A 14,354-nucleotide genomic window follows, 5' to 3' on the forward strand; every position below is an offset into this window, starting at 1 on the left:
GCTCCACCCTTTCACGCTTTAGTTCTTTATAATCGAAATAACCAGTTCCTTCGCTTTTTCCTCCGGCATCGTTTTCAACTGTTTTAAAAGGCGTGCCACCTCTATTTGACTGAGCCGATCTTGTGGGGAAAACCCGTTTCCGGTGTTTTTGTCTGTTTGCTGAATCAAATTGCTGCTTCCAAGCACTTCCCGCTCTCTTCCAGCATGAAGTACATTTTGTGCCGCCTGGATGACTGGCGCGTCCTGCTCAAACAAGTGATAAGGCTTTCCGCCATGTTGCCGATGATCCAGCTTGTCGGGCAAACGGATGATCATGTACGCTGTCAGACTCGTCACTGCGATGCTTTCAACAATTATTTCCGTCAACCGCTTGGCGGCTTCGCTAAGATTGCGGGGCTTTACTGCCTGCTCTGAGGAAACCAATACAAAAGTGCTGATGCGATAGCGGTTAGCCGCTTCCGAAATATTATATGTTCCATAAACATCGGAATACAGCGCCTCGGCAGATTTCTCTTCCGTAAAATCAATTTGCTGATGTCCAGCTGTATGATAGATGATGTCCGGCCGATGACGCCGGACTGCTTCAAAAAGCCGCTTCTTGTCCTGCATGTTTAGAATAATAGGGATAATTTCGGTATTCCTTTCCAACAGCTTCTGCAGCTGGTGCTCCACCAAATAGATGGAACGCGGTCCATCTCCAAGCAACAGGATCCGGTCAGGCTGATATTGGATCAGTTGCCGGCTGATTTCTGAACCGATCCGTCCGCCGGCGCCGGTCACCATGACAGTTTTTCCTGTTAAATGCGGTGCTGTCAGCAAGACCGCATCTTCAAGTTTTTCTTCAATATTTTCAAACCCGACCAGTATGAATTGACGGATTTGGCGAAAGAAGACAAGAAACGGTGGTAGAGAATGATGAAGAATTCCGAGTAATCGCTGTTTATGCACCTTCATTCATTTTCTCCCTTTCCTGTCGAATGGACCGAACTAGTTCGTATAATTGTGATAATAATAATTTTCTTTAGTCAGTGGATAATTATTTAATACGACACCCAGGATGAATGCTTTTGCAGTCGCTAAGGAATCACGCGCTTTTTCAACACTTTGCTTTTCAGATTTGCCGGTATTGACGACCAGCACCGTGCCATCGCATTTATTTGCCAAAATTTTGGAGTCCGTTACAGATAGAATTGGCGGCGAGTCAAAAAGCACGTAATCATACAATCCCCGCATCTCTTCCATCAATTCATCCAACGCATCCGACTCCAGCAATTCCGCTGGATTTGGTGGAATCTGTCCACTCATCAGCAGGTCCAAATTTTGAATGCCGCTAGCTTTCACTGAATGTTTGAGCTGTCCTTTTCTGAGTAATAAGTTGGAAAGCCCGGTATTATTCCCTAATTGGAAAGTCCGATACAACGTCGGCCGCCGCATATCCGCATCAATCAGCAATACCTTTTTGCCGGTTTCCGCAAAGACGATCGCCATGTTTGCAGCGGTCGTCGATTTTCCCTCCTCTTTAGAAGCAGATGTGAATAGGATGATCTTCGAATCCAGCCCAGGTGTCGAAAAGTTAATGTTGGTCCGGATGGTCCGGTATTGTTCAGCCGCAATCGATTGTGGATTAGTACGAGCCACCAATTTTCGCGGCATTAACCTTTTTGTCTTTTTCGTTTTCTGCATGGACATCCTTCTCCAATCTGTCTTTAAGATTTAATGGTTTTTCCATTTTTAAATTGCTGTCTACCGGACTGACCACTCCTAAAATCTGCAGTCCTGCCATTTCTTCGATATCCTCTTCAGAACGGACGGTCGTATTCAATTGCTCCAGGATCAACGTGATGCCTACCCCGAAGACCAATCCAATAATGGTTCCAATGGCCATGTTGAATACAGGGTCGGGGCGAATGGGCTTGGCATTCGGATTCGCTTCCGCTGCAGCCAGTACACTGACATTGTCCACCTTCATCATTTGCTTGATTTCCGTTTGAAAAACCTTCGCTGTCGTATTGGCGATCAGCACGGCCTGCTCCATCGACGAATCTTCAACGGACAAGGTGACTACCTGTGAACTTTCGATATTGTTGACTGTAATCCGTTCCGTCAGTGATGAAACCGAATCATTCAGCTCCAATTCCTCTATCACATTGGACAAAATCGCCGGACTTTTTATGATGACATTATACGTTCCGATCAATTGAAGGTTGGTGTCGATATCCAGACTGTCGAAATTCTGGCTGCCCTCCGTGTTTTGATTGATCAGGATTTGCGTAGTTGCCTGGTAAACCGGCTTCATGACGGTATAGCTCGCAACAGCACTAAAGACAATGAAAGCCAGTGTGACGAGAATGATCAATGCCTTTCTCTTTTGCACCGCTTTCAGGAATTTGTTGAGATTAAATGTGCTTTCCATAAGTAGATCCTCCTAAGATTTATCCTTTGTACGCTTAATAATAAGGAGCAAAGGTTAAATAATAGTTAAATAATCTTAAAATTCTAACAAAAGAGAATTTTTCGGACCTGATCACATATCCACACAAAAAAGCATCCGGCCTATGGAAGCCGAATGCCTTTCACTCCAATATGAATTTGTAGCCAAACCCTCGTACAGTTTGGATGAAATTTGGGTTAGCGGGGTCCTTTTCGATCTTTCTCCGCAAATTACTGATGTGCACTTTTACTGTCTGGACATCCCCTTCGGAATAATAGCCCCATACTTGATCGTATAATTGTTCAGCAGTCCAAACCCGATTCGGCGTCTGCGCCAGCAGCAGCAATAATTGAAATTCTTTATGGTAAAGCTTCACCGGCTTTCCCGCAATGTACAGTTCGCGAGCATCTACATGAATGTGAAGATCTTTGTATTTGATGATTGTCAGCTGGTCTTCTTCGGCATTCTTCCAGCCATTTCTCCGAAGTATGGCCCGTATGCGGGCCTCCAATTCATTAAAATCGAAAGGCTTGGTAATATAGTCATCACCTCCGGCTTCGAGCCCTTGAATCTTATACACCAGCTCTTTCCGATAACTGACAAAGAGAATCGGCAAAGTCGTCTTCATGCGGATTTTCTCACATACTTCCAACCCGTTCATACCCGGCATTTCGACATCCAGCAAGATCAGATCCGGCTTTTCCTTTTCCAGCAGTTCAAGGGCATGAAAACCATCTTCTGCCTGCAGCACGCTGTAGCCTTTCTTTAACAGGAATAAGCGCATCAATTCACGGATTCCTTCATCGTCGTCCACTATCAATACAGTAGCATCCATTTTTCATCCACCCCTTAATGGAAAGTCAGCGGCAATACAATGATAAAGACGCTTCCTTTCCCTTCTGTACTGTCTGCCCAAATCTGTCCTTTATGGGCTAAAATAATTTCTTTGGCAATCGCTAGTCCAAGGCCGCTTCCTTTATAGGCGGTCGAACTGTCAATCTTATAGAAACGATCGAAGATATAAGGCAAGGCTTCTTTATTGATGCCACAACCATTATCGCCAATCCGTATCACCAGTTCTCCGTCCATTTCTTCATTCAGTGATGCATCTTCATTATTTCCGGCCAGTATTTCAATAGATAAGGTGATTCTGCCTTCCTCTGCAGAGGTATGCTTGACAGCGTTCCAGAGGATATTCGAGATGACCTGGTCAAGACGATCCAGGTCAATAGCCAAAAGCGCTCGTTGGATATCATCCCGATTTTCCGTTCCGAGAAATTCGAACGCCCGCCCACTCTGTGTCACATCAGATGCCATGGATTCTACGAGACGGTCCAACCATCCCCGCAACTGTCTTTCCTCAAAGCGCAGCATCATATTCCCTGATTTGTATTTGGTCAACTCCACAAGGTCTTCTGTCAGGCGTTCCAAAAGCAGTAGCTTTTTATGGATCATATCTAAATAGCGCGGATTATTCTCTTCGATTAAACTTTCTTTCACTGCTTGGATATAACTATGGATCAACGTAATCGGGGTGCCCAGCTCGTGGGAAATCGCTGACAGCATTTCATTTCTGGACTTCTCGATCTCCTGAATTTCGTCATTGACAGTCAACAGATTCATATTGGTGATTTCAAGTGCCATCGTCCGTTCTTTGACATTGCGTTCAAGAAAATAATTCAAGTTGGTGATTTCCTGTGTCAGGCTCCGCATATTTGCCAGGGTTTCGATGCGCAGTAAAAACTCTTCCTTGTCGCAGGGCTTCAGCAGATAATCATTTGCCCCAGCAGTAAAAGCTTCCTTTTTTTCACGCAGCCCATCCACATGCGAGAGCATGAGAATCGGCAGTTCTGTCAAGGTGAAGTCCAAGCGGATATGGCGGCATAATTCATCTCCTGTCATATCCACTAAATGTCCATCCATCACAATCAAATCCACCGGTTTATGCCCCAGCAGCTGCATCGCTGCTTTTCCACCTTCCACACCAACAGCCTGGTAGCCGGCTGACAGCAATTGGCGCAATAGGACAAGACGGTTGATTTCTTCCGAATCGATGACCAGAATGTGAAGATTTCTTTTTGTTGTACTTTCTTTCAGCATAGAATCAGCTAATTGGGATGCGGTCAATTCCTTTATGCCCGATTCGAAGCCATCCGAAAACTTCCATCCCAATTCATCTTTATGAATCGGCAAAGTGAAGCTGAAAGTTGAGCCGGTTCCCATATACGACTTGGCCTTCAGTACTCCTCCTTGAAGTTCCACTAGATTTTTGGCAATTTTCAACCCTGTGCTTTTATTTTCGTGCAGCTCTTCCTGTGCATCATCCCCTTCAAATAAAGAAGGAATCCGTTTCTCCTGGATGCCCGTTCCGGTGTCCTTTACTGATATTTCCAGCTGCTCTCCCAAAACGCGGGCTGAGACAGTGATCTCTCCTTTATGAGTATAGTTGATGGAATTGTCAATCAGATTATAAAGGATTTGCTGGACACGCTCAGGATCAGCCATTGCTTTAGGCAACGAAGCAGGAACGGTATGATAGAGCTCAACTGACTCAGACCGCAAAAGCGGCCGACACAGCGAGATAACCTTGTCGCATAACACGTCAATCGCAGTCACTTCCACATGCAGCTGCAGATGGGGCTGCTTCATTTTTGAAGAATCCATAACATCATTGACCAAATGCGCCATGTTTTTTCCGCTTGCCACCAGTTCTTTCAATTGATTTGCGACTAAAGGTGATATTTTCCCCACAGGGGATTCCTGAAGTGATTCCGCAATGCCGATCATGCCGTAAAGCGGCGTGCGCAAGCCATTGGTGGTGAATGCCAATAACTCATCTTTTCGCTTATTTGCATTTTTCAAGGTTTCGATTTCCATCAATTGGCGTTTATTCGCTTGACGTTCTTGATGAATATGCTTATCGAGATTCGTTCTTTCTTTTGCCAGCAACCCTTTTGAGGCAAACAACAGGCTAATTGCACTGACTAGATAAAGTACGTATGGCAACAGCTTTACATAGGGCAAAATAGCCGTAGCCGTCAGAAACGAAATGACCAATGCAGTGATGGATAGAAACAGGGAAAAAGCATAAGGAGCTGCGTAGGAAACTCCTTTGCTCCAGGCCGAAAGGGAAATCCCCAAAGATAGGCTGAACGACAGGAAAACGGCTATACACAAAAACACTCCAGCCATGGGATAAGAAAAAAAAGAAATTGCGATTGACAGCAAGACAAAGACAGCCAAGGCTTCAAACGATCCGATAAATCTGTGGCTTAGCAAAGCAGATGGCAATAGCTTCTTCGTGATGAACAGGGTCATGATGCCGGCTGTTCCAAAAAACACCCAGACAGTTTGTCGGATCATTCCTCCTATTTCCGGCCAAATATACGCAAGACTCAATCCAGTCCATGTTGACGCAACGACAAAGACCGATAGCGCCAGAACAAAGAGATACAGGAAGTTTTTTTGGCGATAATTGAAAAACCACTTGATGCAGCCTGCTGATAACAATAAGATCAAGCCGCCGAGTAAACCGATGATTGCAGTTGTCTGCCGACTCTGCGCATCAAAGGCTTCATGTTCCCAAATCGTTATCGGAAGATGCATCGCTCCCTGTGATTCAATTCTCATGAAAAATGTCGTTTCTGCATTCTCCAACGGCAACAGTTCGAAGACCAAATGATGATGGGGATGAGCTTTTTCTGAGTTCGAAACGGTAGTTCCCAACTTAACTACGTCAAACCCTCCCGAATCTTCGGGGGAATAAAGAATCGCTTCATCAATGGAGGGATTGGCAAGTTCAAGAAGCCATTCGTTGCCTTCTGACTGATCCTCAACAGTAAAGCTTAGCCAATAAGCAGCGGAGCTTAATCCAGCATTCGGAATTACTTCTTCATTTGAAATGAACTTCCAATTATGCGGAGGCTGCTGCAGCTCATTCACTTCAAATGTTCCTTGTCTATCCTCCAGGATTTGTAAATCCGTGATCAGAGGCATCTCTTTACCTTCTTCAGTTAAAGTTATGGCTCCACCGCGGCCAGTTTCTGCAGTCATTTTTCCGATAGCAAGAAAAAAGAAAGAAATCCAAAGAATGCAGCAAATTCTAATAAAGATAGAAGTTTTCCGATTGGATCCTTTCATTTTCTCACCTCAACTATTCGAATAATCAGTAAACTAAATTCCCTATGATTAGGTTGCGGGATTACTTAATAACTTGATGGTACAAAGCATTCCCTTAAAAACATAAAGGAAAAAAGGTATACTTGTTTATATAAAAAATACAATTTATGGATTTTTAGTAGGATGTATGATTTAACGAAATCATAACATTTTTCATAGAAAAAGAAAACTTATTTTGTATCTGAAAATTCAATCACTACCTTTTACCCACTATTTTTACCAATTTATAAGAATCCATTAAATCACATCATAAAAACTCTTAGCTTCCATCAGCTAAGAGTTCTGAAATTTCCCTGCTTATTTATGTTGCTGTCTACTCGTTAACGCTTTCAACTACACTTGCAGCCAACAGCTCTTTCAAGTAGCCGTCGACCTGGCCATGATAATCTTCACCTTCGCCGCCAAACAACCCGAAATGGCCTGCAATACTGGTAATCACTTTCAATTCGCTGTTCGGAATCAATTGCTGTTCTCTTTCACAATCACTCGGCGGAAAGAACATATCACGATCAATGGGCATTACAAAAGTCTTTGCTTTAATCCGACCCAGGGCTGCTGCCAGATCATTATCTGTATGTCGACTGACATCTCCCCGCTGCCATTTCCAGCCCATCACCAATAATGCATTCGGATCCATCAGCTGAAAGAACGGTTCCAAAAATCCTGCCATCAGCTCATCCACCGTTTCGACACCAAACAATCCCCATTTTTCCTGATTGAAGAATTCAGTGGTAAATCCCATTACAGCCCAAATATCCGCATGTCGTTTCAAGCCGTCTGCCACATCCGTATTGGATTGGTATTCTCCGTCATTCCAAGCAGGATCTGAAGTGATGGCATCCATCAAGGTTTGAGTGAAGATAAAATCATGGATAGTGTTTTTAGCAGTTCCTGCAATAGGTGCTGCACGTTTGACCATGTCGGGGTAGCGGACTGCCCATTCATAGGTTTGCTGGGCGCCCATAGAGCCACCCACCACTAAAGCCAGCTCCGTGATGCCGAAATGCCCAGTGATGAATTGATGCTGCGCCCGGACATCATCTCCGATCCGCACATGCGGAAAATTACTCATCCCGATCGGCGATGGACTATTATGGGGTGAACTCGATAAGCCATTGCCGAGCTGATTGACAACAATGATGAAATACAATTTCGGATCCAGCGCTCTGCCTTCGCCTATGTAACTCTCGTAATCCTTGCTGGTTCCGGAAAACCAGGTCGGCACTAAAATCGCATTGTTTTTTTCCGCGTTAAGCTGCCCATGCGTGGCATAGGCCAACTTACATTGGGGAATCACCCCGCCTTCCTCCAAACTGAAATCCCCCAATTCATACAAGTGAAACGGACCATGGTTTTCCTGCGAATAAAATGCATTCTCGATCATCACTGTCGCCTCCTTCAAAATATGAAACTTTCAGTATGAAAACGGAATAAAGGTTTGTCTAATTCCTTTTCCACCTATTTCCATTGTAACGTAAGTTTATTATAAAAACGACAGTTTTCAGAATATTGAAAAATAAAAAGCATGAGCTATTTCTGCTCATGCCGGACTCACGTGAAATGAATTTTTCTCCTTATTCTTTGCTTTATACATGGCCATGTCAGCACGTTTCATCATTACAGAAACCGAAACTTTTTCAGCTGGCGCAAGAGCGATGCCCATACTGATGGAGATCTTCAGCGATACTCCCTGCACCTCGATCGGCTTTTCCATCACCCGGTAAATGTGATCAGCAACTTCCGCCACTTGTTCTTTGCTTTCGATATCTGCCAACAGGATGACGAATTCATCTCCCCCCAAGCGCGCAGCCATATTCTGTCCATGAATGCAGCTATTCAACCGAAATCCGAATTCCTGGATGACGGCATCTCCTGTTTCGTGTCCCCATTGATCGTTGATTTCCTTAAAATCATCTATATCGAGGATAAGAACCGCTAAACTCTTTCCACACCGTTCATTGAGTTCCAACTGAGACTTTGCATACTCCTGGAAATTCCGGCGGTTCGGCAACTCTGTCAACGAATCGAAATAAGCGAAATGCTTGAGCTGGCTCTCATACTCTTTTTGGATGGAGATATCCCGCGCCACCATCACCATATGGTTAAATCGATCTTCTTCATCGAAAACGGGAGTACCGTTGATTTCCGACCAAACCCATCCCTTGTTTTTATGGAGGAGCCGCAACTGCATTAAGTAGGGGGTTCTGTTTTCTGCCGCTTCGTTGAAAGCCTGCTGGAGGAAATCGACATCGTCCGGATGCACATTGTAAAACGGCTTCTGTCCGACAATTCCATCTGCTTTATAGCCGTAAATAGTTTCTACTGAAGGTGAGACGTACAGATAATTTTTGTCCCGGTCCATCAATATGATGACGTCATGAACATTTTCAGCGATGATCCGAAAATTCTCTGCTCCTTCCTGATACAGGCTCGCCACCCTGTCCAGCTCCGTCATATCTTTGATAATCATATAGAAGCCCGTTTTTTTAGATTCCGGGTTTATTGGAATGAATTTGACTAAACAGACAATGAATGTGTCTGATTTAAAAGTGAATTTAAGGCGGCGATCATTGAATTCACCTGCGACCGCCGATAAGAAATGCTCGCTAGCTTGTTCCCGGTCTTTCAGCAAAATGAAATCAACAAAATTCTTTCCTGCCAGGTCTCTCATGAAAAACCCGCTGAGCTTCTGTCCCGTAGCATTTCCACCCGTAATGCAGCCTTCGGAATCTAAGGTAAATATTGCAGCCGCACTGCTGTCGAATAAAGGACGGTAGCGAGCGCTGCTTTCCTCCAACCGCTGACGGATTCCTTCACTTTGCAGTAAAGCGGTTTTCTCTTCAGTGACATCGGTTACAAGACCTACTATATGAGTACATTTACCTTCATCATTAAAGAAAGGTGTCAACAGGCTTTTCGAATAGAACAAACGATTTGCACGAGAATAATATGAATCTTCATAGCTGATACTGCAACTTCCCCGGAGAACTTCACTATATTTCCCCTTCAAAAACTCCGCTTTTTTTGCAGACTGGACTTCATCAATGGTCTTTCCAATTGAGGCTGGAGTAAGCAATGTCCGCTCCATTACTGCATTGTTGAGAAACTCATAAGCGAAAGAATCATTGTCATTTACTTTCACAACAAATACCATCTCTTTAATGCCTTCCATTAATATGCGTGCAAAAGATAATGAACCTGCTTCACTCGTCATGGCTGTTCCTCCTATTAACTTGCTGCTGACTCAGTTCCGAGAAAAACTCTTTTAATAGTGTAGCAGAAAATACTTCCAATTGAAACTTTTGACCTACCTATTATCAGAAATTTACTGGCTTCATCTTAATCGATATACCAATAGCCCGATGACAACCTTACTCTCTACCCATAGAAAGAATGGAAAGCTTAGTGGAACGGAAATGGGCCTTGCATTTTATAAGCGAAATAAGGTCCTGTTAATTGTCAGAAAGCAATGCCTTTTTCTGTCAACTAACCTCTTCATTGTATATAATAAAACCAAAAAGGGGAAAACGCATGTGCCTAATCAATCTTCAATTTCGGAACCACCCAACATATAAACTAGTTGTTGCTGCCAATCGGGACGAATTCTACGGACGGCCTGCTGCGCCCGCTCATTTTTGGGATGATGAACCCCATATTTTGGCTGGCCGTGACTTGACGGGGATGGGCACCTGGTTGGGCGTGACTAAGCACGGACGGATTGCCGCTTTGACAAACTTTCGGGATCCCACCAATCTGGAAGCAGGCCGGTTATCCAGAGGTGCAGTCGTCAAGGATTTTTTGGCAGGTACAGATTCTCCAGCAGACTATTTGCAGTCGATTGATCCGACACACTATGCCGGCTTCAATATCATCATGGGGGATGCAAGGAAACTGGTTTACTACAATAATATCCAAGACGAATCCTATGATATTCCACCCGGTACCCATGGACTGAGCAACCATTTCCTGAATACGCCCTGGCCAAAAGTGACAAAAGGAAAAGAGCGGCTTGCTTCCTATATGGCACAGACCGACCAGCCCGATATCGAAATACTCTTCACGATACTGGCGGACGCTGAACAAGCACCCGATACCCATCTGCCCGATACTGGAGTTGGATTGGATTTAGAGCGTATGTTGTCTCCCATGTTCATCAAAACGCCGGATTATGGCACACGATCAGCAACCGTGGTCCTGATTGCACATGACGGCACCCTCACCTTTGCCGAAAGAAACTACGAAAAAGGTGAATTCAAAGAAGACCATGTTTTCGAATTCAAAATTGAGCAAGAGAATACCGCAGAATAAGAAGAAGCCCGGCAATTTTCCTGAGGAAATGCCGAGCTTCTTCTTTTTCACCAAACTATTTATGTCTACACGCTTGAGTTTCGAACTTGTTCAGCAGCTTCACTTCGGCAGAAGGATTTGAGTATCTGCAATTAATCAGCTATTGCAGTCCGTAGAGCGGCACTCCATCTTCTTTCACTTGGATGCGCCAGACTTCATTTTTCGAGGATTCGGTGATATACAGGTAACCGTCGTGGAATGTCAGATTGGTCGTAAAAGTACCCGCATCTTCAGGCAGACGAATAGTTCCATAACTGAATCCATTTGCATCCTGAACAACAATTTCACCCGCCTGGAAATGGGCTACGTACAAATTGCCTTTTTCATCGACTGCCAAACCATCGGGCCCGATGCCCCCTTCGTAATATCCGAAGACAAACGGTGTTTCAGGTGAGGGTGGTGCATTCTTAGCTGGAACAGACAGAACGCTGTTTTTCGCAAATTCTGAGATATAAACACGTTGTCCATCAGCGGAAATCGCAACTCCATTCGGATAGGCGATCTTTTCTGCGAACAGTTCAGGCTCCGTACTGCCTGCCGGGAGATAGAAGACGCGTCCCACGGGATTGGTTGCACTCGAGCCCATCGGTTCCGTGAAATACAATCCGCCTTCTTCGTCGAATATCAAGTCATTCAATCCATTTAATGGTTTGCCTTTATAAGTGCTTACTGCAATTTCACTGTCTCCTGTTTCCGGATCATACGCATGAATCACTCCGGATATATCCGTAATGAAAAGGCGGCCGTCTTTATGAAACTTCGCGCCTACCGGACCCGGATATTCTTTCACATGCTTGACCTCGCCATCTTCCACTTTCAGAAGTTCCCCTGACATCGGGCTCACCATCCATATATTGCCCTCACGGTCGAAGTTGATGCCCTCCATGAACCCTTCTTTTCCAGCGACCACCTTTTCCCATTTGGCTTTGGATGGGATGATTTCCGAAATGTCATGCCGATCCCCTTTTGGCACAGGCTCTTTTTCATAAGTTGATTTGGCTCCCACAAACGTCGCTGCTGCCAGCAGAAAAACCATCAATAATGCGATTGCCAATCCTTTTTTCTTCATATCCAGGTCCCCCTTTTGTTAATGAACAAATTCATTTCACACTTAAAATGGTCTTTTCAATAAAGCGATCATGTTTTATCAATCATCTGAATCCAGCTGCTGTCGCCGAGATATGAAACTGCTCTTACAGAATATACAGGGGTGCTTCCCCTTAAACAACCAGAATAATTGGTAGAGAACAATAAATACTCAGTAACTATTTATCTGTTTTATTAAGTTTTTATTTGCTAAACTAAAGGATTACATGGCGTTTGAGGAAAACAGCCCCAACCTGTATCATCTACAAAATAGAGGATTAACAATCTTGTAAAAGGAGTGTTTTAAGTGGCGCCATCAATAGAGAAAGACAACGAATTTATACAGATTACAGACTTCGAGGAATTTGAGGAGACGTATCAGATAGATAAGGTGATCAAAACCAGCTCTTTGTATACAATAAAACTGATTTCCGGAAAAAACACTCCAGACTTTTGTCGGGAAGTTTTACTTCTTGAACATTTGCCAGCTAAAGAATCCGAGGCTTATCTTTGGATCCATAAGGTAAATTCCGACGCTACACAGATTGAAGTGATGAGAAAAATCAATACAGCTTTGGAAAGTTTTTTTGAAAAGGACAGCAAATAGCTACTGAAAAACACATAAAAAAGGAGATGGAAGGCAGAGTTTTCTGCCATTCCATCTCCTTTTCTCTGCAATTACCGCTTACTTTTTAGTGGAATCCATATTTCGGACACGTACTCTTCCTGGTAAGGATCTCCCTCCGGGTAAACCTCCAGTTCAGCGGTTCCGGCATTCTCATACTGATTGGATGGAAACCACTCCGAAAAAATCTGCTTCCACACTTTTGGCATAGCATCCGGCATCGCACCGTGCACTTCAAAGATCCCCCATGTTGATGCCGGTACTTCCAACTGAGAAAATCCTTCAGGCACGCTTTGAGTGCTTTCGGCAGCAATCCAATAATCCATGGTTTGGCCGTCCTGATAGTCGGCACAAATGCCCAACAATCCCTTGATTTCCCCATCATTCAAACTGGCGATTGTGCTGCTCGTGCCATGCTGATTCAGCTCCTTCCACATTTTCGGAATCCCTGCCATATTCTCTCCACCTGTCAAAGAGAACTGGCGTTTTATCCCGATTGCTTGAAAACTTTGCTTCTCTACAATGCGATACTTCATTGGATCTGCCCCTTTCAAATTTACTTGGATCACCAGTCGGTTAAAAGCTTGCAATTCCCCTAAGTTTTTTCTGGCTTCACTTGGCGTGACACCATGCTGCCGCCGAAACGCTTTTGAAAAAGCTTCGGGCGTGTCATAGCCATATTTGTAGGCGATATCAATGATTTTCCGATTCGTTGCCGACAGCTCCTGCGCCGCCAAGGTCAGCCTCCTTCTACGCAAATATTCAGCAACTGAACAATCCGTCAATATTGCAAAGGTCCGTTGAAAATGAAAAACAGAAGCGTTTGCCTGTTCGGCAATTTGATCAATCGTCAGCGCGTCTTCCATATGCTCTTCCATGTAATCAATGGCATGCTGCAGCGATTCCACCCATCCCATAGCCCTCACTCCTTTAGCTGATTTTACCAAGCAAAGCGCTGCTCGTCCTGTCTTTTTGTGCTGACTGCAGACAGCATAAAACCCCAGACAGTAAAAAACGTTTGTAAGTGCATCTAAGCACTGTACAAACGTTCACAATTTACCAATGAATTGACTTTTGTTGAATTAAAGGCAAACATTTTAGAATCCACATTGCAGCTTATTCAAACGAAACCCGCATGCTTTCAAAAAGTCGCTTGTATTCCGGATACCAATGTTCCCATTCCAATGTCCGCTCAATTCCTTTTTTGTCAAGAAGGGCTTGAAGGACATCCAGGCAGACATGCCAACCCGCTACATCTTTCGGCGTATGGTCGGTGAGTGTCTGGATCGTTTCCACCAGCTTGAGCCGGGTTCCGCCTTCTTCCGGTGTAAGTTCGAACAGGACATGATCTTCGCCCCATTCAAACCCCAAACGTTCTCTTTCCTCATAATCCGTGATGGCCATTTTCTCGAAATTGCCATGCCCCATGTCAAATGTCAGGTAGCCATCTTTGCCAGATTGCTCTATCTGCAATCCTGCAAACCACCGATGAATCTTCTGATTGTCTGTCAGCATCTGCCAAACCTGTTCCGGTTCATGAGCCAGTTTCCGATCAAATACCGCTGTATATCCTTGTTGAGTTCGGGTGACCTCTGCAATCATTGGAATTCCTCCTTATTGGATTATTACTATACTTATACCCGAACAGGAGGAATGCAATCCGTTCGAGATGGGTATAATAAGAGC

Annotated in this window: 12 protein-coding genes; 2 read left to right on the forward strand and 10 right to left on the reverse strand. The window is 44.4% G+C overall.

Annotated features, from left to right (window positions below):
- Positions 1-18: 18 nt before the first annotated feature.
- The 7 genes from K8U60_RS03150 to K8U60_RS03180 all read right to left on the reverse strand — a co-directional run bounded on the left by K8U60_RS03150 (position 19) and on the right by K8U60_RS03180 (position 9,824).
- Positions 19-954: a polysaccharide biosynthesis protein gene (locus K8U60_RS03150; protein WP_223634268.1), complete on the reverse strand. Its 936-nt coding sequence runs from the start codon at positions 952-954 to the stop codon at positions 19-21.
- A gap of 33 nt (positions 955-987) precedes the next feature.
- Positions 988-1,683, reverse strand: coding sequence for a CpsD/CapB family tyrosine-protein kinase (locus K8U60_RS03155; RefSeq protein ID WP_317851897.1), 696 nt, complete (start codon positions 1,681-1,683; stop codon positions 988-990).
- A complete protein-coding gene (locus K8U60_RS03160; RefSeq protein WP_223634274.1) occupies positions 1,625-2,413 on the reverse strand; it encodes a YveK family protein in 789 nt (262 codons plus the stop codon). The genes K8U60_RS03155 and K8U60_RS03160 overlap by 59 nt, the downstream gene beginning before the upstream one ends.
- A 160-nt stretch (positions 2,414-2,573) precedes the next feature.
- The gene (locus K8U60_RS03165) at positions 2,574-3,266 is read right to left on the reverse strand and encodes a response regulator transcription factor (RefSeq protein WP_223634277.1); all 693 of its coding nucleotides are present in this window, start codon (positions 3,264-3,266) and stop codon (positions 2,574-2,576) included.
- 14 nt (positions 3,267-3,280) lie between these two features.
- The gene (locus K8U60_RS03170; protein WP_223634280.1) at positions 3,281-6,427 is read right to left on the reverse strand and encodes an ATP-binding protein; all 3,147 of its coding nucleotides are present in this window, start codon (positions 6,425-6,427) and stop codon (positions 3,281-3,283) included.
- A gap of 496 nt (positions 6,428-6,923) precedes the next feature.
- On the reverse strand, positions 6,924-7,994 hold the full coding sequence (locus K8U60_RS03175) for an alpha/beta fold hydrolase (protein ID WP_223634283.1): 1,071 nt from the start codon (positions 7,992-7,994) through the stop codon (positions 6,924-6,926).
- Between the two features lie 156 nt (positions 7,995-8,150).
- Positions 8,151-9,824 carry a sensor domain-containing protein gene (locus K8U60_RS03180; RefSeq protein ID WP_223634292.1) on the reverse strand — a complete coding sequence of 558 codons (1,674 nt, stop codon included), beginning with the start codon at positions 9,822-9,824 and terminating at the stop codon, positions 8,151-8,153.
- A gap of 317 nt (positions 9,825-10,141) precedes the next feature.
- Between K8U60_RS03180 and K8U60_RS03185 the strand changes: the two genes are divergently transcribed.
- Positions 10,142-10,918 (forward strand): NRDE family protein, encoded by a 777-nt coding sequence (locus K8U60_RS03185; RefSeq protein ID WP_223634301.1) that lies wholly within the window; start codon positions 10,142-10,144, stop codon positions 10,916-10,918.
- 139 nt (positions 10,919-11,057) lie between these two features.
- Here K8U60_RS03185 and K8U60_RS03190 read toward each other — a convergent pair whose 3' ends face one another.
- The gene (locus tag K8U60_RS03190; RefSeq protein WP_223634304.1) at positions 11,058-12,026 is read right to left on the reverse strand and encodes an SMP-30/gluconolactonase/LRE family protein; all 969 of its coding nucleotides are present in this window, start codon (positions 12,024-12,026) and stop codon (positions 11,058-11,060) included.
- 324 nt (positions 12,027-12,350) lie between these two features.
- Here K8U60_RS03190 and K8U60_RS03195 point away from each other — a divergent pair, with 324 nt between their 5' ends.
- Positions 12,351-12,650: a hypothetical protein gene (locus K8U60_RS03195; protein WP_223634307.1), complete on the forward strand. Its 300-nt coding sequence runs from the start codon at positions 12,351-12,353 to the stop codon at positions 12,648-12,650.
- A gap of 71 nt (positions 12,651-12,721) precedes the next feature.
- On the opposite strand, the gene K8U60_RS03200 is transcribed toward K8U60_RS03195, so the two are convergent.
- Both K8U60_RS03200 and K8U60_RS03205 read right to left on the reverse strand, forming a co-directional pair.
- Positions 12,722-13,585 carry an AraC family transcriptional regulator gene (locus K8U60_RS03200; RefSeq protein ID WP_223634310.1) on the reverse strand — a complete coding sequence of 288 codons (864 nt, stop codon included), beginning with the start codon at positions 13,583-13,585 and terminating at the stop codon, positions 12,722-12,724.
- 199 nt (positions 13,586-13,784) lie between these two features.
- Positions 13,785-14,270 (reverse strand): SRPBCC family protein, encoded by a 486-nt coding sequence (locus K8U60_RS03205; RefSeq protein WP_223634313.1) that lies wholly within the window; start codon positions 14,268-14,270, stop codon positions 13,785-13,787.
- Between the last annotated feature and the right edge of the window lie 84 nt (positions 14,271-14,354).

Source organism: Planococcus circulans (assembly GCF_020023385.1).
Lineage (GTDB): Bacteria > Bacillota > Bacilli > Bacillales_A > Planococcaceae > Planococcus.

Excerpts from the sequence above, each read along its gene's own strand:
- K8U60_RS03180 (WP_223634292.1), bottom strand. The coding sequence starts at position 9,824 with ATGACGAGTGAAGCAGGTTCATTATCTTTTGCACGCATATTAATGGAA.
- K8U60_RS03160 (WP_223634274.1), bottom strand. The coding sequence starts at position 2,413 with ATGGAAAGCACATTTAATCTCAACAAATTCCTGAAAGCGGTGCAAAAG.
- K8U60_RS03170 (WP_223634280.1), bottom strand. The coding sequence starts at position 6,427 with ATGCCTCTGATCACGGATTTACAAATCCTGGAGGATAGACAAGGAACA.
- K8U60_RS03205 (WP_223634313.1), bottom strand. The coding sequence starts at position 14,270 with ATGATTGCAGAGGTCACCCGAACTCAACAAGGATATACAGCGGTATTT.
- K8U60_RS03175 (WP_223634283.1), bottom strand. The coding sequence starts at position 7,994 with ATGATCGAGAATGCATTTTATTCGCAGGAAAACCATGGTCCGTTTCAC.
- K8U60_RS03155 (WP_317851897.1), bottom strand. The coding sequence starts at position 1,683 with ATGCAGAAAACGAAAAAGACAAAAAGGTTAATGCCGCGAAAATTGGTG.
- K8U60_RS03200 (WP_223634310.1), bottom strand. The coding sequence starts at position 13,585 with ATGGGATGGGTGGAATCGCTGCAGCATGCCATTGATTACATGGAAGAG.
- K8U60_RS03165 (WP_223634277.1), bottom strand. The coding sequence starts at position 3,266 with ATGGATGCTACTGTATTGATAGTGGACGACGATGAAGGAATCCGTGAA.
- K8U60_RS03190 (WP_223634304.1), bottom strand. The coding sequence starts at position 12,026 with ATGAAGAAAAAAGGATTGGCAATCGCATTATTGATGGTTTTTCTGCTG.
- K8U60_RS03150 (WP_223634268.1), bottom strand. The coding sequence starts at position 954 with ATGAAGGTGCATAAACAGCGATTACTCGGAATTCTTCATCATTCTCTA.
- K8U60_RS03185 (WP_223634301.1), top strand. The coding sequence starts at position 10,142 with ATGTGCCTAATCAATCTTCAATTTCGGAACCACCCAACATATAAACTA.